We start from the raw sequence: 17,479 nt of genomic DNA on the forward strand, positions 1-17,479 counted from the left end.
TCCCCCGGGATATTTTTGGCCAGATGAACAAGGGGCATGACTTGGTTGCGTTCTGCGCTACACTCCCTTCATGCGGTGGATTGTTTTTGGGCTGATGATGTTTGCAGGCGGGGCGGTGGCGCAGGAGCGTCGGCCAAGCCATTGCATAGCTATCGCGGATGCGGCGCCCGGGATCGAGTATCTGCACAAGGCGGCCTGGCAGGATCCGGTGCCCGAGTTTTCGGTGCGGATCAGCTATGTCGCCCATGCCTCGTTTCTGATCCAGACGCAGGGCGGGTTGAATGCGGTTACGGATTTTACCGGGTTCATCGGAGGCGCCGATCTGATTCCGGATGTGGTGACCATGAATCACGCGCATAGCACCCATTGGACGGCGTACCCTGATCCAGCTATTCCACATGTCTTGCCGGGCTGGGGCGAGTTCGGGCAGGGGATCGACCACTATCTCGATCTGGGTGAGATGTTGGTGCGCAATGTCTCGACCGACATTCGCTCAACCTATGGCGGGGTCGAGGAACGCGGGAATTCGATCTTCGTGTTCGAGGTCGAGGGGCTGTGTATCGGACATCTGGGTCATCTGCATCATATCCCCTCGGACGAGCAGTTTGCGGCGCTTGGGCGGTTGGATGTGGTCATGGCAGCGGTGGATGGCGGCACGACGATGCCGTTGCCCGAGATGATCGAGGTGCTGAAACGGCTGAAAAGCTCGGTGATCATACCGATGCACTGGTTCTCGGGCTTTTCGCTGGAGCGATTTCTGGTGGATATCCGGGATACGTTTCCGGTGCAGCGCGATGGGGTGTCCGAGATCGTTGTTTCGTTGCGGACCTTGCCGGACCGTCCCACCGTAGTGGTGTTGGAGCCGCAATATCTGATCGATCTGGAATAGGGCTTGTCGCTGGTGATCGCCTTTGGCAGGGATGGTGTATGGAACTGAACCCCGCCGATGAAAATTTTGCCCGCGTTATCCGCAACGCGCTCGGTAACGATGTGCTGCGCGCGCTTGAGGATCGCTATCTTGAAGAACCGCGTCGTCGGTTTGTCGGTCAGGGTGGTTTGCTGGCGATGCCGCGCTCGGTCGAGGAAGTCTCGGCGCTTGTGCGATATGCGCATGAGGCGCGAGTCCCGGTTGTGCCTTATGGCGGCGGGACCGGGTTGGTTGGCGGTCAGGTGATGGCAGAGGGTCCTGTGCCGTTGATCCTGTCACTGGAGCGCATGACCGCGATCCGTGCGATCTATCCAACCGAGAACATAATGATCGCCGAGGGTGGTGCGATCCTGGCGGATATACAGGCCGCAGCAGAACAGGCTGACCGGTTGTTCCCGCTGTCACTGGCGGCGCAGGGCTCTTGCCGGATCGGCGGCAATCTGGCCACCAATGCGGGCGGAGTGAACGTGCTGCGCTATGGCAACGCGCGCGATCTGTGCCTGGGGCTTGAGGCGGTCTTGCCCAGTGGCGAGATCTGGCATGGGCTGAGCCGGTTGCGTAAGGACAACACCGGCTATGATCTGCGCAACCTTCTGATCGGGTCCGAGGGAACGCTGGGCATCATAACCGCAGCGGCGTTGAAGCTGTTCCCGCGACCTAATGCGGTCGGAACGGCGATGTTTCAGGTGGCATCACCCGAAGCGGCGATTGATCTGCTGTCACTGTCGCGCGATCGGGTGGGCGAGGCCGTCAGTACCTTCGAGCTGATCCACCGGCAAGGTTTGCAATTTCTGACCGAGGTTCTGCCTGATATCCGGCAACCCTTTACGGAGCAGCCCGAATGGTCCGTTCTGATCGAACTCGGCCTGTCAGAGGGACAGGCCCCTTCTGAGATCCTTGAGATGCTCTATGTGAATGCCGAGACACGCGGATTGGTCAATGATGGCGTGATTGCCCAGAGCGAGGCGCAACGTGCCGAGCTTTGGGCCGTGCGCGAGAATATACCGGAAGCCAATCGGTTGATCGGGTCCGTGTCCAGCCACGATATTTCGGTTCCGATCTCTGACATCCCCGAGTTCATTCGGCAGGGTGAAAAGGTCGTCGCCGCGCTGGGGTCTTTTCGCCTGAATTGTTTTGGGCATCTGGGGGACGGTAATCTGCATTATAACGTCTTTCCTATGCCGGGGCATGACCGGGCGGAATACGTTGGGCAAAGGGCCGCAATCAAACGCGCCGTGCATGACCTTGTGCATGCGTTTGGCGGTTCGGTCAGCGCGGAACACGGTATCGGGCGTCTGAAGACGGAAGATCTGGCGCGGTATGGCGATCCGGTCAGGTTGAGCGCGATGCGGGCCATCAAGGATGCATTGGACCCGCTCGGGATCATGAACCCCGGCGCCGTATTGCCGGGGTGACCGCGGCCCGGGACAGGGCCAGGCCGCGATCCTGCGTTAGGACGCTGGCAAAATGACTTTGTCGATCACATGGATCACGCCATTTTCAGCCTCGATATCGGCCTGGACGACGTTGGCGTCATTGATCATCACGCCGTTATCCAGATCCACCGTGATATCTCCGCCCTGAACGGTTGCAGCGGTCATATCGTCGGACAGATCGCCCGACATCACCTTACCCGGCACCACGTGATAGGTCAGAATGGCGACCAGCTGATCCTTGTTTTCCGGCTTCAGCAGGTTTTCCACCGTACCTTCGGGCAGGGCAGCGAACGCTTCATCGGTGGGGGCAAAGACAGTGAAAGGGCCTTCACCCTTCAGCGTATCGACCAGCTCGGCGGCCTGGACCGCAGCAACAAGTGTTTCAAAGCTGCCCGCGTTCACCGCAGTGTCGACGATATCTTTGGAGTGGCCGTCCGCGAGGGCTGCGGTGGACAACAGAATGCCAGCTACTCCGGCAACAGCGTATTTGCGCAACATGATAAGGTTCCCTGGTTGAGAATGCCCTAAGTGGCATCAATCAAGCTACGCAGTCGGGTCGCTGGGGGATCACAGATTTTGAACGCTTTTGTTTCTTGAATAAGGCGGCCTGCGCGCTAAGCCATCGGGCCGCTCAAATTCCAATCACAAGTTTGTGAAAAGCGTGACGGTCAGAGCCCTTCGAACTCGCACAGAACATGCACGTCCATGCCCAGATCTTCCAGAACTTTGCGCCCGCCCAATTCGGGCAGGTCAATGATGAACGCGCAGGAAATGATTTCTCCGCCCAGCCGTTCGATCAGTTTGATCCCGGCTGCAGCTGTGCCGCCGGTGGCCAGAAGATCGTCGACGACCAGAATCTTCTCGCCCGGCTGGATGGCGTCGTCGTGGATTTCCACGATGGCCTCGCCATATTCCAGCTTATAATCCTGACTGATCGTGGTGCCCGGCAGTTTGCCTTTCTTGCGGATCGGCACGAAACCAACGCTCAGTTGGTGCGCTATGGCGCCGCCCAGGATGAAGCCTCTCGCCTCAAGGCCCACAACCTTGTCGATCCGCTCGCCCGCATAGGGGTGCAGCATCTGGTCAATCGCCATGCGGAACCCGCGCGGGTCGGCAAACAGGGTGGTGACATCGCGGAACATGATCCCCTCATGCGGGAAATCGACGATGGTCCGAATGTAATCCTTGACCGTTTTGTTTCTGGACATGGGTCACCCTTTTGGCATCAAACACGCGGGGGTGTTTGGCCCATAAGGGACGGTCATGCAAGAGAACTTTGGGCCCTGCGGCTACTTGCGGCGGCGGCTGATGACGTTTGGCAGGCCATAGTACCGATACAAAGCGTCCGGCAGCCATGACAGGTGCGGTTTACGCCAGTTGCGTTGATCCCGAAGAAGAAAAGCCTGCGCGACATGAAGGTTCATTGCTTTAATCTCACTTTTGTTGTTATGTGCCCGATATCTACATTTTCTATGCTATGTATATACATTGCATCGCGATATGAATCAAGGTCTGAACGGGGTCAGGGCGCGTGGCTAAGAAAGACGGAAAGAAATCCACAAAGAAAAACAGTCAGTTGGTCCTGCGTCTCGATAAGGATGAGCGGGACGCATTTGTAGAGCTGTGTAAGGAACTGGACACGTCAGCCGCCCGCGAAATCCGCCGGTTCATCCGGGGATTCATGAAGGAAAACGCGGAAGAATAAGTTCAGGCCGGGCGACGCAGGACTGCGGTGGCGACGCCCATTCCGATCAAGGTCAATCCTCCGAACCGGGTCATGGCGGTGATGACGCTTGCGCGCCCGATCATGCAGCGCAACCGGTCCGCCAGCAGCGCATAGGCCAGCGCGTTCAGCCCAGCTAGGCCAACAAAAGTGGCAATCAGGATCGCGAACTGCGGGCCGAGCGGGTCCGCCGGGCGCAGAAACTGCGGCACGAACGCGATGAAGAACGCGATGGATTTCGGGTTCAATGCGGTTACCGCCGCGGCGTGGCCAAAAACGCTGCGGGCGGTGACATCGCGTTTGGTCTCGACAGCCTGCAACCCGCCCGAAGGTGCACTGCGCAGCAGCTTGATGCCCAGCCAAACCAGATAAACAGCACCAACCCATTTCAGCACAGTGAACAAAGTGGCTGAGGCCAGCACCAGCGCGCCCAATCCCAATAGCGACGCAGTCATCGCCACCAGATCACCCAGAGCCACGCCGGTCGCCGAGGCAACGGCGACGCTGCGCCCTTTCGACAACGCATAGCTGAGTACCAGCAACACGGTGGGGCCGGGGATCAGCAGCAGCGCTGTCGATGCGGCCACAAAAGCCAGCCAGAGTTCTAACGACATGGGTTATCCTATCGGTGCGTTTCCGACACCAAGCCCCGTTGCGACGGCAACGTCAACCCTTTGCGCGCTCGGTCACACGCCGCATCACCGCCTCTAACGGGCCGCGCTTGAATCTAAGGGACCAAAGTCGTGCAAAAACTGAAGACAGCGCGCAAAAAAGCAGCGCGAGTAGCGCAATCTGCGGTGCGCTCAGCGACCCGTCGAGCAACCCTAACCCTTCCAACAGGCCCATCCCGATCAGAATATGCGCCATGTAAAGCGTCAGGCTCTGCCGCCCCGGTGCGGTCAGGAACGGACCGATCCGGCTGCGCTCGACCACTGGCCAGAGTTTCAGCAGCAGACCGATCACGACGCAGGCTGTGCCGGTCCCCGCCACGATATAGAACGGTCCGGGTGGGATGGATGCGGTTCCCAGATAGGCGACCAATTCAGGGTCTGATGTCATCATCTGTGGAAACAGCGCCAGCACCGCAGCGCCAAAGCCCCACATGATCAACCGATGCTGAATGCAAAGCGTCCGGATATCGGATCGCGCAATCGCCATCCCGATCAGCAGAAAAGCGGCCCAAGGCAGCACCGGGTGCCAGCCGTTGAACATTGTGTTGCGCAGAAAACCGGGCAGGGTCCAGAGGTCGGTATAAACCAGTGCCTGCCAATCCCAGCCCCGGTCATAGTCAAGAACCAGATTGGCGATCACCGCGAGCATAACGATCCCCAGCGCGCCCAGCCATAACCCGCGTTGCGAGGCTGTCAGAAACATCGCCCCCACCACAAAATAGAGCGCGTAGAAATGGAGGATATCGGCATCAAACACTGTCATGTTGATCAGGCCGATTACAAACAGAAACGCAGCACGGCACAGCAGCACTCCCGCCGGGATGCGCGACAACCCGATGCCGATCCCCGCCAGAACAACAAATAAAGCCGCTGCGCGCCCTTCAAGTGCATTGATCAGGATCGAGGCCCAATCTGTGCCTGGTGCAACCTCAGCGGCGATGCGGAAATTCACCAAAACCATGCCGCAAAAGGCCAAAAACCGGGCCGCGTCCAACGCCTCTAATCGTTTCATCAGACCTCGCAAATCTGGTGGTGGGCGGCTAAGTGCCTGCTCTTTCTCTGATATTCAGCATCAACATGGCAAGGCATGAGGCCAATTCAACCTTTTACGAGCGCAATAGCCGGGTGTTCTGACACCAGCGCAATAGGCTTAAGACTGGATGAAGCTTGATTCATATATCTTGAAACCTCCCTATGAGCCCCCAGACTCGCAGTGCAACCCAAAGGAAGAGGCGATGGCAGAGACGCAGTATTCAGATGCGAGATTGGGCAACGTCCATTTCGGTGTCGGGCGCGCGAAACGCGTTTTGCTTGGCCTCCTGCTGGCCGGGGCCGTTATCTATGCCTCTGTCCTTGGCTATATGTATTTCAACCAGCAATCGCTGCTATACAAGCCCGATGGCGAGTTGCCTGATCCGGCTTCTGTCGGGTTGGCGGATGTCGATGCGTTGTCGCTGCCAATGGCCGATGGCACCGTGCTGACTGTCTGGGCTGCTCCTGCTGCAATCGCTGATGCGCCGACGGTTCTGTTCTTCCACGGTCAAAGCGGCAATCTGGGCGACCGGGCCGACCGGCTGCGTGAGATCCTCAACTCAGGATACGGACTGCTTGCGCCCAGCTATCGCGGATTTCCGGGTAGCGAGGGCGAACCCTTTGAACTGGCTCTGATCTCTGACGGTATTCAGCTTTACGATAGGCTGATCGGAGAAGGCGAGAAAGTGGTCCTGCATGGTCAGAGCCTCGGCACCGGCATTGCTGCTGCCGTAGCCCAGCAACGGCCCGGCGCAGAATTGTTAATACTTGAGGCTCCGTTCACCGCAACCGTCGACGTCGCGGCTGAACGTTACCCGCTGCTGCCGGTCTCAGCGCTGATGAAAGATCAATTTGCAACGCGCAATCTGATCGAAAAGATCACAGTGCCAACGCTGATCTTCCATGGCACCATGGACGAGACCATCCCTCTGCACCACGGACAAGCCCTGGCCGAGATGTCCGACACCGCGCAGCTTTATGTGATCCCCGGCGGCACCCATAACGACCTCTGGTCACATGGCCTGTGGGATAACGTACAGCAAACCCTATCGCAAAACTGAGGTTAGAGCACCCGCCCAGCCACCGCATCCAGCTTGGCCAGCAAAGCCGGGTCGCGTTTTTCAGGGGCGGTCAGGATGGCATATTCCAATGCCCGGTCACAGCCATGCGGGCAGGGCTCACGCTTGGCCCCCAGTAAGGCGGGCAGGCCCTTGACCAGCGCCCGGCCTTTCTCGGCATTGCCGGTCAGCGTGGCGATGATGGCGGCCACGTCGACCTCGCCGTGATCCGGGTGCCAACTGTCATAGTCGGTGACCATGGCGATTGAGGCATAACAAAGCTCGGCTTCGCGGGCCAACTTCGCTTCGGGCATGTTCGTCATGCCGATCACGTCACACCCCCATTGCTCGCGATACATCTTGGATTCCGCCAGCGAGGAAAACTGCGGCCCCTCCATCGCCAGATAAGTGCCACCGCGATGGATGGTAATGCCGGCGGCCTTGCCTGCGGTTTCGCAGGCATCAGACAGGCGCGGGCAGGTGGGATGCGCCACACTGACATGGGCAACGCAGCCGGTTCCAAAAAAGCTCTTTTCCCGCGCAAAGGTCCGGTCGATGAACTGATCCACAATCACGAAGTCGCCCGGTGCCATATGTTCGCGAAACGATCCGCAGGCCGAGACCGAGATCACATCCGTCATCCCCAACCGCTTCAGCGCGTCGATATTGGCGCGATAGGGCACCTCGGTAGGGGAGTGCACATGGCCGCGCCCGTGTCGCGGCAGGAACGCCATCTCGACCCCGCCCAGCGATCCGGTCAGGATCTGATCTGACGGCGCGCCCCAAGGCGTTTCCACCATAACCCATTCGGCATTTTCCAGACCATCGATGTCATAAATGCCCGATCCTCCGATGACGGCGATTTTTGTTTGGGTCACGATCATTCTCCGTTGAAAATTCCTGCTGAGAGAGTTCTGCGGGCCACAGCCGTTTTTGACAAGTGGCTTCAACGGTTTGCGCGCATTTCGCGCAAGCTATGCGCGCGACGCATGTCTGGGTCCCACCAGGCGCAGTATCTCAAGATGCTTTTGACCGCTAGAAGGCCCCTTTCGCGCGAACATAACCGACCGACAGGACTGATCCATGCCCCGAGCCTTGCTGGCAAGCTTTGCCAATCGCCTAGCCATACCCGATCTGCGCTGGGTGCCCGACGAAGGGCTGACCTTCTCCCGCCTGCGGATCGAGCTGCTGTCAGGTCTTACCGTTGCTCTGGCGCTCGTACCCGAAGCCGTGGCCTTCGCCTTTGTTGCAGGGGTGCACCCGCTGGTCGGCCTGTATGCCGCCTTTCTGGTAGGCCTGATCACGGCGCTGATCGGTGGTCGTCCGGGCATGATCTCAGGCGCAACCGGCGCGCTGGCTGTGGTCATGGTAGCGCTGGTCGCACAGCACGGGGTCGAATATCTGTTCGCGACTGTAGTGCTGATGGGGATCATGCAGATCATCGCGGGGGCGATGCATTGGGGCCGCTTCATACGCCTTGTTCCGCATCCGGTGATGCTGGGCTTTGTGAACGGCCTGGCGATTGTAATCTTTCTGGCGCAGTTGGGTCAGTTCAAAGTCCCCGGCACCATGGAAAACACGGGCCACGGTATGGGCGGCGGAGAATGGCTCTCGGGCATGCAGCTTTATACCATGCTGGGTCTGGTCGCGCTGACCATGGCAGTGATCTGGGTCATGCCCCGCATCACCCGCATCATCCCAGCGCCTCTGGCTGGCATTGTGGTCGTGGCCGCATTGGTCATCGGCGTCGGGCTGGACGTTCCGCGCGTTGGCGATCTGGCCTCGATCGAGGGTGGCTTGCCAAGTTTCCACATCCCGATGGTGCCGCTGAACTGGGAAACTTTCGAAATCATCCTGCCCTATGCCCTGATCCTCGCTGCCATTGGCCTGATCGAATCCCTGCTGACCCTGAACCTCGTGGGTGAGATTACCAACAAACGCGGAGGTGCCTCGCAGGAGTGCATCGCGCAGGGCACCGCCAATGTGGTTACCGGCTTCTTCGGAGGCATGGGCGGCTGCGCGATGATCGGTCAGTCGATGATCAACGTGAAATCGGGCGGGCGCACGCGTATCGCAGGCATCGCTGCGGCGCTATTCCTGCTGCTGTTCATCCTCGTTGGGTCATCCCTGATCGAACAGATCCCGCTGGCCGCGCTGGTGGGTGTGATGTTCATGGTTGTGATCGGAACCTTCGCCTGGAACTCTCTGAATATCCTGCGCAAAGTGCCTCTGACAGACGCGTTCGTGATCGTACTGGTGACTGTGGTGACGGTGATGGAAGACCTTGCTGTCGCCGTTGTGGTTGGTGTGATTGTCTCGGCCCTGGCCTATGCATGGAACAACGCCAAACGCATCCACGCCGTCACTCGGGACTCCGCTACCGAAGAGGGCGCAAAGGTTTACGAAATCCAGGGTCCGCTGTTCTTTGGCTCGTCCGAAGGGTTTGTGGAACTGTTTGACGTACCCAATGACCCTGAAACCGTGATCATCGACTTTGCAGCCAGCCGCGTGGTCGACCAATCCGCCCTTCAGGCCATCGAGAATATTGCCGCCAAATACGAGGCGGCCGGTAAGCGCGTCATGCTGCGGCACCTGAGCCGCGACTGTCATAAGCTGCTGAACAAGGCCGGCCACCTGATGGTCGACAGCGATGACGACCCGGATTACGAACTGGCTGTTGATTATTCTGTCCGAACCGGCATTTTGGGCGGCCATTGATGATATTTTGCGAGGCTCTGCCTCGCGCTCCGAGATATTTTGGGGCCAGATGAAGAACGGATCCCCCGCTTCATCTGGCTATAAATATCTCGGGGGAGACGCCCGAGGGGCGGCGGGGGCAGAGCCCCCATTTCCAACCTTTCAATCGTCGGGACGGTTGAGCGAGAACAATTGCGTCACAACTGAATAATCCCGATAGCCCAATCTGGCGACGGGGTTGAACGAGGTGACATCAAACTTTCCATCGATGATGTGATCGTCGTGCAGATGCACGCCGGTGACCTCTCCGAACACCACCCGGTTGGCCTCACCGGGAAGTGTGACGATCTGCGTGAGCTTGCATTCCAACGCCGCGGGTGCCCCTGCAACCCGCACGCAACTGATGGTTTCACATTCAATAGGTGTCAGCCCTGCATGGGCGAACTCATCGATATGCTTCGGCAGACCTTCCGAGCTGGCATTCATGGCGTCGCGATGCGCGTGCGCCACGATGTTGACGCAGAATACGCCCGTGGCCTCGATATTGGCGATACTGTCCTTGCCGCCATTCTGATCGTGTTTCGTGCCGGTTGAGGCAAACATCACCTGCGGCGGTGTATAGGCGACCCCGTTGAAGAAGGAATAGGGGGCCAGATTATTGATCCCTTCAGCATCGCGCGTTGAAATCCAGCCGATCGGCCGGGGCGTTATGATGGCGTTGAAAGGGTTGTGCGGCAGGCCGTGGCCGTCTTCGGGGCGATAGAACATCAAGGTCTCCAAGCATTTGCCCAAGGCGTATCGAAGTGCTAGGGCGAATTCCAGCAAGGAAAAGAGGGCGCGCGTGCAGCAATTCAGGATCAGGCCGGAGGCGCCGGATGATTGGTGGGAGGTCGAGGCTCTTTATGACCTGTGCTTTGCGCCCGGGCGCGAGGCGCTGTCGTCCTACCGTTTGCGCGATGATGTGCCGCCTGTTGCGGGCCTTTCGCAGGTCGCACGCGACGGTCAGGGTATTCTGGCGGGCGCAATCCGGTTCTGGCCTGTGCATGTGGGTGAACACGATGCTTTGTTGCTGGGCCCTGTCGCCGTGCATCCGACCCATCAGGGAGAGGGGTTGGGTGGTTATTTGATCCATCAGGGGGTCGAGGCCGGGCGCGCCAAGGGCTGGGATCGCGTCATGCTGGTGGGCGATGCACCCTATTATGCGCGGTTTGGTTTCTCTCGGCTCACAGGCGTTGAGATGCCGCCGCCTACAAACCCGGAACGGGTACTAGGGCTGGAACTCAACCCCGGGGTTTGGTCCGGAATTCAAGGGCTTGTCACTCGTTGGAGCCATTGACCCATTGAAAAACCTCTGCAAAGTGCCGATGTTTTTAAGACAGGAGGGCACTGATGCAGGACGTAGTTCTTGTCGAAAAACTTGATCCCGAGGCCGAGCTTGACCGCTTGGCGCAGCTTTACGCCTCTGCTGGAGGCTCCGGGGTTACTTTATTGAACAAGCTGGGCGGATCGGCGGAGTCTTTGCTGGAACAGCTGCCCGAACCGGTGCGGCTTGGTCTGACCGAGGCCACCGAACAGGCGCTTTGGCTTGCGATGCATGCCGCCGAGGGATCGCGTCGTGCCGTGCCGGATCAAAAACCTTGGATCAATACGGCGTTGACTACGGCGATGGGTGCTGCCGGGGGCCTTGGGGGCGTGTCGACTGCCTTGATCGAGTTGCCCGCCACCACGGCGATGATCCTGCGTGCGATACAGGGCGCTGCGGCGCGGGAAGGATTTGATCCGACGGCCGAGAATGTGAAATTCGACTCGATCCGGGTGCTGTCCGCCGCTGGGCCGCTAGAGAAGGATGATGGCGCTGATCTGGGGTTCTTTTCAATGCGTCTGACGCTGACTGGCCCCGCAATGCAACGCCTGATTGCCATGGTGGCGCCGCGCCTGTCCGTTGTTCTTGGGCAGAAACTTGCGGCACAGTCCGTTCCGCTTTTGGGCGCGCTGGCCGGAGGGGGCACGAACTTCATTTATACGCGATATTATCAGCAGATCGCGCATGTCCATTTTGGGCTGCGGCGCTTGGCAATCGACGCGGATATCCCGCATGATGATCTGGTGAGACGTCTTTCGGGGCGCATGACTGCGTGAGGTAAGCCGCGCAAAGAGCTTGGCTTATGTCCCCGTATGTGGTATTTTTCACTGTATAAACCGCAACATAAGCGGAGCGAGCAGTGAGTATGGACCGTGTTTGATGGGCGCAGTCGCGCGACGACAGATGGGCTTTCGACCGAAAGCCTCTCGCTTTCCGGGGCGCTGCCGATCTACTCTCAAGCGGCGGCCTTGTGTTATCGGGTCGATGCGGGCCAGCCTCAGATATTGCTGGTAACGACACGCAGGGCGCGGCGTTGGATCATTCCCAAAGGGTGGTTGATCAACGGGATCAGCCCGTCACAGACAGCCGCCCGCGAGGCCTGGGAAGAGGCTGGTGTGCTGGGCGTTTGCGGCACCGAGAGGCTAGGGCGTTTCGCCTATGTCAAGAACAGGCCCAACAAGGCGTCGGCGTTGTGTCTGGTTGATGTGTTTCCGCTGCATGTGCGGCAGATGGCGACACATTTCCCCGAGGCCGGGGAACGCAGGCGCAAATGGCTGTCGCCCAAAAAGGCCGCACAGCGGGTGGCGTCGCCTGAACTGGCTTCACTCTTGCGTGGATTCGGACATCTCGCGCAATAGAGGCAAGATCAAGACTTGATATTGCCATGTTGGTCGGTATCTATTCGGCAACCGTATTCTGGACCTGTGATGATTCAATACGCATTGAAATGTAGCAACGGCCACAGCTTCGACAGCTGGTTTCAGTCCGCAGCCGCCTATGAGAAACTGTCGGCTGCCGGGATGGTCACCTGCGCCGTTTGCGGCTGCGAAAACGTGGAAAAGGCAATCATGACGCCGCGGGTCCGGCCTGCGCGCACAGCGGTTGCCGAACAGGTTCCGACCAGCCCGGACTCAGATCAGATCAGCATGTCTACCCCGTCGCCCGACGTCGAACAAGTTCTGTCCGAATTGCGCCGCAAGGTCGAAGAGAACTCGGATTACGTCGGTCAGGATTTCGCCAAGGAAGCCCGCAAGATACATCTGGGCGACGCGCCTGAACGTGCGATCTATGGCGAGGCCAAGCCCGAGGAAGCCCGCGCATTGGTCGAAGACGGCGTGCCGGTCGCACCCCTGCCTTTTGTCCCCTCGCGAAAGACCAACTGATCAATGCATATCGTGATAACAGGTGCAGGGCGTGGAATCGGAAAAACCCTTGCAGAACAATATCGTGCCAATGGTCATGCTGTTACCGGCACGGCCCGCGACGGCAGTGCCGAGGTTCGGCTGGATGTCTCTGACCCGGCGCAACAGCAGGCAATGTCCGAACAATTGCGGGACCAACCGGTCGACCTGCTAGTTTGCAACGCAGGCGTCTATCTGGACAAAGGCCATGATCTGGACGGCTACCCGGCAGAGATGTGGGACCAGACTTTTTCAGCCAATGTGACCGGCGTTTTTCTGACCATTCAGTCGTTGCTGCCAAATCTGCGTGCAGCAAAGGGCAGAATCGCGATTTTGTCGTCTCAGATGGCTTCGCACACCCACGCTCCGGGGGGCAGCTACATCTATCGGGCTTCCAAAGCCGCTGCGCTGAATCTGGGGCGCAATTTGGCGACCGACCTGCGCGGTGATGGCATCGCGGTCGGCATTTACCACCCTGGCTGGGTCCAGACAGATATGGGCACGAATGCCGCAGATATCACTGCCGATCAGTCCGTCAAGGGCCTGATCGAACGGTTTGATACGCTATCGATTGAGACCACGGGCTGTTTCGAAACCTGGGACGGTCGCGCGCATCCCTATTGATTGGCCAATGCTGCCTTGGGAATTTCGTAGACCTCACCGGGTTCGATGAAGATCACCATGATGTCATCCGGCGTCTCATAGGTCAGCTTCGCGGTCGAGCTGCTGGAATCAGGTATTCCGTTTGTAAAGTAGATCCGCCGTACCTCTCCGGTTTTCAACTGAACGGCCAGCGTCGCGGTTCCATCTTCACGCTTGCGCAATTCGGCGGGGCAGCTGCCCATCGGCTCGCCCGAAAGTGCGGCGCAGGGCACGGTACCCAGCGAATTCTCGCCATCGGTGCCCGACAGGGTCGCGACCTGCGCGTGGGCAGCGGTTGAGATCAGGGTCAGGGCGGCGGCAAAACGATACATGGAAATCCTCATGGTCGAACAGATGCCGGCAGGCTGGCACCGGCAGGCTGCAATGTAAAGCGGCCCTGCGCCGCAGGTGAAACTTCTTTGCGCCCTTGCCCTTGCGTCCCCCCTCGCATAAGAGGCACGGGATCAGAAATCCCTGGCGCGGAGACTTTTGCCCCCATGCCCGTACTTGTGATGAAATTCGGCGGCACCTCGGTCGCTAATCTTGACCGTATCCGCCGCGCTGCCAAGCGCGTGGGTGTTGAGGTTGCCAAGGGGTATGACGTCATCGTCATCGTCTCGGCCATGTCGGGTAAAACCAATGAGTTGGTCGGTTGGGTTGACGAGATCTCACCGCTTTATGACGCGCGTGAATATGATGCCGTGGTGTCCTCGGGCGAGAATGTCACCGCGGGTCTGATGGCATTGACCTTGCAGGAAATGGATATCCCGGCGCGCAGCTGGCAGGGCTGGCAAGTGCCGCTGATCACCAATGGCGCGCATTCGGCAGCCCGGATCGAAGAGATCCCGCCTGAAAACATCAATCAGAAGTTCGGCGAAGGCATGCGTGTCGCGGTGGTCGCAGGCTTTCAGGGCATCAGCCCCGAAGGACGCATCACCACGCTGGGCCGGGGTGGTTCGGACACCACGGCGGTGGCCTTTGCCGCCGCGTTTGAGGCCGAGCGCTGCGATATCTACACGGACGTAGACGGCGTCTATACCACTGACCCGCGCATCTGCGAAAAGGCGCGCAAGCTGGACCGGATTTCGTTCGAGGAAATGCTCGAACTGGCCTCGCTGGGGGCTAAGGTGCTGCAAACCCGCTCGGTCGAGCTGGCGATGCGTTATAAGGTGAAACTGCGCGTTCTCTCAAGTTTTGAAGAACAATCCGACGAGGCCGGTACACTGGTCTGCGACGAGGAGGATATCATGGAATCCAATGTTGTGGCCGGTGTGGCCTATTCCCGCGACGAAGCCAAGATGACCGTCGTATCCGTGGCCGACCGCCCGGGCATCGCCTCGATCATCTTTACCGCGCTCAGCGATGAAGGCGTCAACGTCGACATGATCGTCCAGAACATCTCGGACGAAGGGCGCACGGACATGACCTTCTCATGCCCCACCAATCAGGTGACCCGCGCTGAAAAAGCGTTGCTGGCGATCAAGGAACAGGGTGAGCTGAACTATGCCGAACTGGTTGCGGACGAAGACGTCTGCAAGGTCTCGGTCGTGGGGATCGGCATGCGCTCGCAATCCGGTGTTGCGGCGAAGATGTTCAAAATCCTCTCGGATGAAGGGATCAACATCAAGGTCATCACAACCTCCGAGATCAAAATTTCCGTGTTGATCGACAGGAAATACATGGAACTTGCGGTTCAGGCGCTGCATGATGCGTTTGAACTGGACAAGGCGGCCTGAGCGTTTCAGCCAAGGGTCACGCCTGACACCATAAAACGGTTGGGCCATGGCGGACGGTACGGAAACAGAATCCCGCAAGCTGCTCGGGCGGTTACGCGAGGAGATGGCCAGCGAGGCCGCCGGTCAGGAACGCCTTGACCGGATCACGCAGTTGATTGCCGACAGTATCCGGGCAGAGGTCTGCTCGATCTATCTGTTCCGGGATGAGGAGACGCTTGAACTTTGCGCCACCGAAGGTCTGTCGCCCGAAGCGGTGCACAAGACCCGGATGCGGATGGGCGAGGGGCTGGTGGGTCGCGTCGCCAAGTCCGGCAAGGTGGTGAATGCCGCCGATGCGCCCTCGGCCAAAGGTTTCCGCTACATGCCGGAAACCGGAGAAGAACGGTTCTCGTCGTTCCTTGGCGTGCCGGTGCAGCGGCTGGGTCAGAAACTGGGCGTTCTGGTGGTCCAGTCCCGCGAGGCGCGTGAGTTTTCGGCGGATGAGGTTTACGCTCTGGAAGTAGTCGCCATGGTTCTGGCCGAGATGGCCGAACTGGGCGCTTTCGTGGGCGAAGGCGCGGCCCTGTCGCCGCTACACCAGCAATCTGTACAGCTGGAAGGTGGCCCGGCGCAGGAAGGGTCTGCCGAAGGCCATGTCTGGCTGCATGAACCCCGCGTTGTCATTACCAACCCGATTGCGGACGATCCGCACCGCGAACGCGAGCGCCTATCCGAGGCGGTCGAAGAACTGCGCGTCGGTGTCGACAAGATGCTCGAAATATCTCAGGGCGGCGATACCGAGCAGCTGCAGGTGCTCGAAGCCTATCGGATGTTCGCCAATTCCAAAGGCTGGATGCGCCGGATGGAAGAGGATATTGCCCTGGGCCTCAGCGCTGAGGCTGCGGTTGAGAAAGAGCAATCCCAGGCCCGCGCCCGCATGGGGCAGGTGACCGATCCCTATTTGCGCGAACGGCTGGCGGATCTGGATGATCTCAGCAACCGTTTGCTGCGGATCCTGACCGGGCAGGGGGCCACCAATGGCGCAGACCTGCCGCCCGATCCGATTCTGATCGCCCGCAATATCGGTCCCGGTGACCTGCTGGAATATGGCCGCTCGCTCAAGGGTATCGTGCTTGAGGAAGGCTCGGTCGGCAGCCATGCCACCATCGTTGCCCGCGCATTGGCGATCCCGCTGGTGGTGCATGTGGGCCGGATCACGACCGAGGCGTTGAACGGTGACCATATTCTTGTGGATGGCGACAATGGCGTTGTTCATCTGCGCCCCGAAGATACGGTCGTCAGCGCCTTCCGCGACAAGATCGCGATGCAGGCCAAGGCGCAGGAGCGATATGCCTCGATCCGCGAAACGCCCACGGTCACGCAGGATGGCGCGCGTATCAACATGGTGATGAATGCGGGTCTAATGGCCGATCTGCCATCGCTTGGTAATTCCGGCGCCGAGGGTGTTGGTCTGTTCCGGACCGAACTGCAATTCCTGATCCGCAACCAGATGCCGAAACGGTCCGAACTTGTGACCCAGTATCAGCGCGTTCTGGATGCCGCGGGTGAGAAACGCGTAGTGTTCCGTACGCTGGACATCGGTTCGGACAAGGTGCTGCCCTATATGAAGCACGTGGCCGAGCCGAACCCGGCATTGGGCTGGCGTGCGATCCGGGTTGGCCTCGACAAGCGCGGCGTGATGCGGATGCAATTGCAGGCGCTGTTGCGCGCGGCCAACGGGCGTCCGTTGACGGTCATGTTCCCATTTGTGGCGCAGGCCGATGAGTTCCGCGAAGCCCGGTGGGAGGTCAACAAGACCATCGAGCGTGAAAAGCGGCTGGGCCATGCCTTGCCGGAATCGCTTGAGGTCGGTGCGATGCTGGAAACCCCATCGCTGGCATTTGCGCCGCAAAAGTTCTTTGACGAGGTCGATTTCATCTCGATCGGCGGCAACGATCTGAAGCAGTTTTTCTTCGCCGCCGACCGCGAAAACGAACTGGTGCGCCGCCGCTATGATACGCTGAATGTCAGCTTCCTCAGCTTCATCGAACGCATTGTTGAGCGTTGCAACATCTCGGACACGCCGCTCAGCTTCTGCGGCGAAGACGCCGGGCGTCCGGTCGAAGCACTGTGTCTGGCGGCGATGGGTATCCGAACCCTGTCGATGCGCCCGGCCTCAATCGGGCCGGTCAAAAGCCTGCTTTTGCGGTCGAACCTGCAGGATGTTCGCAAGATCATCGCCGATGCTCGGCACCGTGGCGAGCAATCCGTGCGCCCGTCGGTGATGGACTGGTTGCGGTCGCAATCGTGATG

19 protein-coding genes are annotated in these 17,479 nt (G+C 59.4%); 12 read left to right on the forward strand and 7 right to left on the reverse strand.

The window, feature by feature from the left end; translation table 11 throughout:
* Positions 1-70 precede the first annotated feature (70 nt).
* Positions 71-889, forward strand: a complete 819-nt coding sequence (locus tag ACR0NF_RS00795) for an MBL fold metallo-hydrolase (protein WP_480777606.1) — start codon at positions 71-73, stop codon at positions 887-889.
* 38 nt (positions 890-927) lie between these two features.
* Positions 928-2,343 carry an FAD-binding oxidoreductase gene (locus tag ACR0NF_RS00800; protein ID WP_480777607.1) on the forward strand — a complete coding sequence of 472 codons (1,416 nt, stop codon included), beginning with the start codon at positions 928-930 and terminating at the stop codon, positions 2,341-2,343.
* A 36-nt stretch (positions 2,344-2,379) separates the two neighbouring features.
* Here ACR0NF_RS00800 and ACR0NF_RS00805 read toward each other — a convergent pair whose 3' ends face one another.
* Together ACR0NF_RS00805 and ACR0NF_RS00810 are read right to left on the reverse strand one after the other, a co-directional pair.
* Complete coding sequence (locus tag ACR0NF_RS00805) at positions 2,380-2,862, reverse strand: fasciclin domain-containing protein (protein WP_480469173.1); 483 nt, start codon at positions 2,860-2,862, stop codon at positions 2,380-2,382.
* A gap of 170 nt (positions 2,863-3,032) precedes the next feature.
* Positions 3,033-3,572, reverse strand: coding sequence for an adenine phosphoribosyltransferase (locus ACR0NF_RS00810; RefSeq protein ID WP_480469174.1), 540 nt, complete (start codon positions 3,570-3,572; stop codon positions 3,033-3,035).
* Positions 3,573-3,895: 323 nt separating this feature from the next.
* On the opposite strand from ACR0NF_RS00810, the gene ACR0NF_RS00815 reads away from it, so the two are divergent.
* Positions 3,896-4,069, forward strand: coding sequence for a hypothetical protein (locus tag ACR0NF_RS00815; RefSeq protein ID WP_480469175.1), 174 nt, complete (start codon positions 3,896-3,898; stop codon positions 4,067-4,069).
* A 2-nt stretch (positions 4,070-4,071) separates the two neighbouring features.
* On the opposite strand, the gene ACR0NF_RS00820 is transcribed toward ACR0NF_RS00815, so the two are convergent.
* Positions 4,072-4,701, reverse strand: a complete 630-nt coding sequence (locus tag ACR0NF_RS00820) for a LysE family translocator (protein WP_480777608.1) — start codon at positions 4,699-4,701, stop codon at positions 4,072-4,074.
* A gap of 52 nt (positions 4,702-4,753) precedes the next feature.
* Positions 4,754-5,770 carry a DUF418 domain-containing protein gene (locus ACR0NF_RS00825; protein ID WP_480469177.1) on the reverse strand — a complete coding sequence of 339 codons (1,017 nt, stop codon included), beginning with the start codon at positions 5,768-5,770 and terminating at the stop codon, positions 4,754-4,756.
* Between the two features lie 223 nt (positions 5,771-5,993).
* On the opposite strand from ACR0NF_RS00825, the gene ACR0NF_RS00830 reads away from it, so the two are divergent.
* Positions 5,994-6,851, forward strand: coding sequence for an alpha/beta hydrolase (locus ACR0NF_RS00830; protein ID WP_480469178.1), 858 nt, complete (start codon positions 5,994-5,996; stop codon positions 6,849-6,851).
* A 2-nt stretch (positions 6,852-6,853) separates the two neighbouring features.
* Here the strand turns inward: ACR0NF_RS00830 and ACR0NF_RS00835 are convergent, their stop codons facing one another.
* A complete protein-coding gene (locus ACR0NF_RS00835; protein ID WP_480666618.1) occupies positions 6,854-7,726 on the reverse strand; it encodes an S-methyl-5'-thioadenosine phosphorylase in 873 nt (290 codons plus the stop codon).
* Between the two features lie 205 nt (positions 7,727-7,931).
* On the opposite strand from ACR0NF_RS00835, the gene ACR0NF_RS00840 reads away from it, so the two are divergent.
* Positions 7,932-9,566 (forward strand): SulP family inorganic anion transporter, encoded by a 1,635-nt coding sequence (locus ACR0NF_RS00840; protein WP_480469180.1) that lies wholly within the window; start codon positions 7,932-7,934, stop codon positions 9,564-9,566.
* Positions 9,567-9,707: 141 nt separating this feature from the next.
* On the opposite strand, the gene ACR0NF_RS00845 is transcribed toward ACR0NF_RS00840, so the two are convergent.
* Positions 9,708-10,313: a flavin reductase family protein gene (locus ACR0NF_RS00845; protein WP_480777609.1), complete on the reverse strand. Its 606-nt coding sequence runs from the start codon at positions 10,311-10,313 to the stop codon at positions 9,708-9,710.
* A 73-nt stretch (positions 10,314-10,386) separates the two neighbouring features.
* Here ACR0NF_RS00845 and ACR0NF_RS00850 point away from each other — a divergent pair, with 73 nt between their 5' ends.
* The 5 genes from ACR0NF_RS00850 to ACR0NF_RS00870 all read left to right on the forward strand — a co-directional run bounded on the left by ACR0NF_RS00850 (position 10,387) and on the right by ACR0NF_RS00870 (position 13,433).
* Positions 10,387-10,881, forward strand: a complete 495-nt coding sequence (locus ACR0NF_RS00850) for a GNAT family N-acetyltransferase (protein ID WP_480469182.1) — start codon at positions 10,387-10,389, stop codon at positions 10,879-10,881.
* A 53-nt stretch (positions 10,882-10,934) separates the two neighbouring features.
* Positions 10,935-11,684 carry an EcsC family protein gene (locus ACR0NF_RS00855; protein WP_480469183.1) on the forward strand — a complete coding sequence of 250 codons (750 nt, stop codon included), beginning with the start codon at positions 10,935-10,937 and terminating at the stop codon, positions 11,682-11,684.
* A 96-nt stretch (positions 11,685-11,780) separates the two neighbouring features.
* Complete coding sequence (locus tag ACR0NF_RS00860; RefSeq protein WP_480657117.1) at positions 11,781-12,266, forward strand: NUDIX hydrolase; 486 nt, start codon at positions 11,781-11,783, stop codon at positions 12,264-12,266.
* Between the two features lie 69 nt (positions 12,267-12,335).
* Complete coding sequence (locus tag ACR0NF_RS00865; protein ID WP_480777610.1) at positions 12,336-12,791, forward strand: DUF1178 family protein; 456 nt, start codon at positions 12,336-12,338, stop codon at positions 12,789-12,791.
* 3 nt (positions 12,792-12,794) lie between these two features.
* Positions 12,795-13,433 carry an SDR family NAD(P)-dependent oxidoreductase gene (locus tag ACR0NF_RS00870; protein WP_480777611.1) on the forward strand — a complete coding sequence of 213 codons (639 nt, stop codon included), beginning with the start codon at positions 12,795-12,797 and terminating at the stop codon, positions 13,431-13,433.
* Here ACR0NF_RS00870 and ACR0NF_RS00875 read toward each other — a convergent pair.
* A complete protein-coding gene (locus ACR0NF_RS00875) occupies positions 13,427-13,783 on the reverse strand; it encodes a hypothetical protein (RefSeq protein WP_480469187.1) in 357 nt (118 codons plus the stop codon). The two genes, ACR0NF_RS00870 and ACR0NF_RS00875, sit on opposite strands and share 7 nt — an antisense overlap.
* 165 nt (positions 13,784-13,948) lie before the next feature.
* Between ACR0NF_RS00875 and ACR0NF_RS00880 the strand changes: the two genes are divergently transcribed.
* Together ACR0NF_RS00880 and ptsP are read left to right on the forward strand one after the other, a co-directional pair.
* Positions 13,949-15,187, forward strand: a complete 1,239-nt coding sequence (locus tag ACR0NF_RS00880; RefSeq protein ID WP_480469188.1) for an aspartate kinase — start codon at positions 13,949-13,951, stop codon at positions 15,185-15,187.
* A gap of 46 nt (positions 15,188-15,233) precedes the next feature.
* The gene (ptsP, locus tag ACR0NF_RS00885) at positions 15,234-17,477 is read left to right on the forward strand and encodes a phosphoenolpyruvate--protein phosphotransferase (protein WP_480469189.1); all 2,244 of its coding nucleotides are present in this window, start codon (positions 15,234-15,236) and stop codon (positions 17,475-17,477) included.
* Positions 17,478-17,479: the final 2 nt, after the last annotated feature.

This window comes from Ruegeria sp. CF4 (assembly GCF_056537345.1).

Bases quoted from the DNA above. Each gene is read 5' to 3' on its own strand.
- ACR0NF_RS00820 (WP_480777608.1), bottom strand. From the start codon at position 4,701: ATGTCGTTAGAACTCTGGCTGGCTTTTGTGGCCGCATCGACAGCGCTG.
- ACR0NF_RS00805 (WP_480469173.1), bottom strand. From the start codon at position 2,862: ATGTTGCGCAAATACGCTGTTGCCGGAGTAGCTGGCATTCTGTTGTCC.
- ACR0NF_RS00865 (WP_480777610.1), top strand. From the start codon at position 12,336: ATGATTCAATACGCATTGAAATGTAGCAACGGCCACAGCTTCGACAGC.
- ACR0NF_RS00855 (WP_480469183.1), top strand. From the start codon at position 10,935: ATGCAGGACGTAGTTCTTGTCGAAAAACTTGATCCCGAGGCCGAGCTT.
- ACR0NF_RS00825 (WP_480469177.1), bottom strand. From the start codon at position 5,770: ATGAAACGATTAGAGGCGTTGGACGCGGCCCGGTTTTTGGCCTTTTGC.
- ACR0NF_RS00800 (WP_480777607.1), top strand. From the start codon at position 928: ATGGAACTGAACCCCGCCGATGAAAATTTTGCCCGCGTTATCCGCAAC.
- ACR0NF_RS00870 (WP_480777611.1), top strand. From the start codon at position 12,795: ATGCATATCGTGATAACAGGTGCAGGGCGTGGAATCGGAAAAACCCTT.
- ACR0NF_RS00830 (WP_480469178.1), top strand. From the start codon at position 5,994: ATGGCAGAGACGCAGTATTCAGATGCGAGATTGGGCAACGTCCATTTC.
- ACR0NF_RS00845 (WP_480777609.1), bottom strand. From the start codon at position 10,313: ATGTTCTATCGCCCCGAAGACGGCCACGGCCTGCCGCACAACCCTTTC.
- ptsP (WP_480469189.1), top strand. From the start codon at position 15,234: ATGGCGGACGGTACGGAAACAGAATCCCGCAAGCTGCTCGGGCGGTTA.
- ACR0NF_RS00810 (WP_480469174.1), bottom strand. From the start codon at position 3,572: ATGTCCAGAAACAAAACGGTCAAGGATTACATTCGGACCATCGTCGAT.
- ACR0NF_RS00795 (WP_480777606.1), top strand. From the start codon at position 71: ATGCGGTGGATTGTTTTTGGGCTGATGATGTTTGCAGGCGGGGCGGTG.
- ACR0NF_RS00875 (WP_480469187.1), bottom strand. From the start codon at position 13,783: ATGTATCGTTTTGCCGCCGCCCTGACCCTGATCTCAACCGCTGCCCAC.
- ACR0NF_RS00840 (WP_480469180.1), top strand. From the start codon at position 7,932: ATGCCCCGAGCCTTGCTGGCAAGCTTTGCCAATCGCCTAGCCATACCC.
- ACR0NF_RS00880 (WP_480469188.1), top strand. From the start codon at position 13,949: ATGCCCGTACTTGTGATGAAATTCGGCGGCACCTCGGTCGCTAATCTT.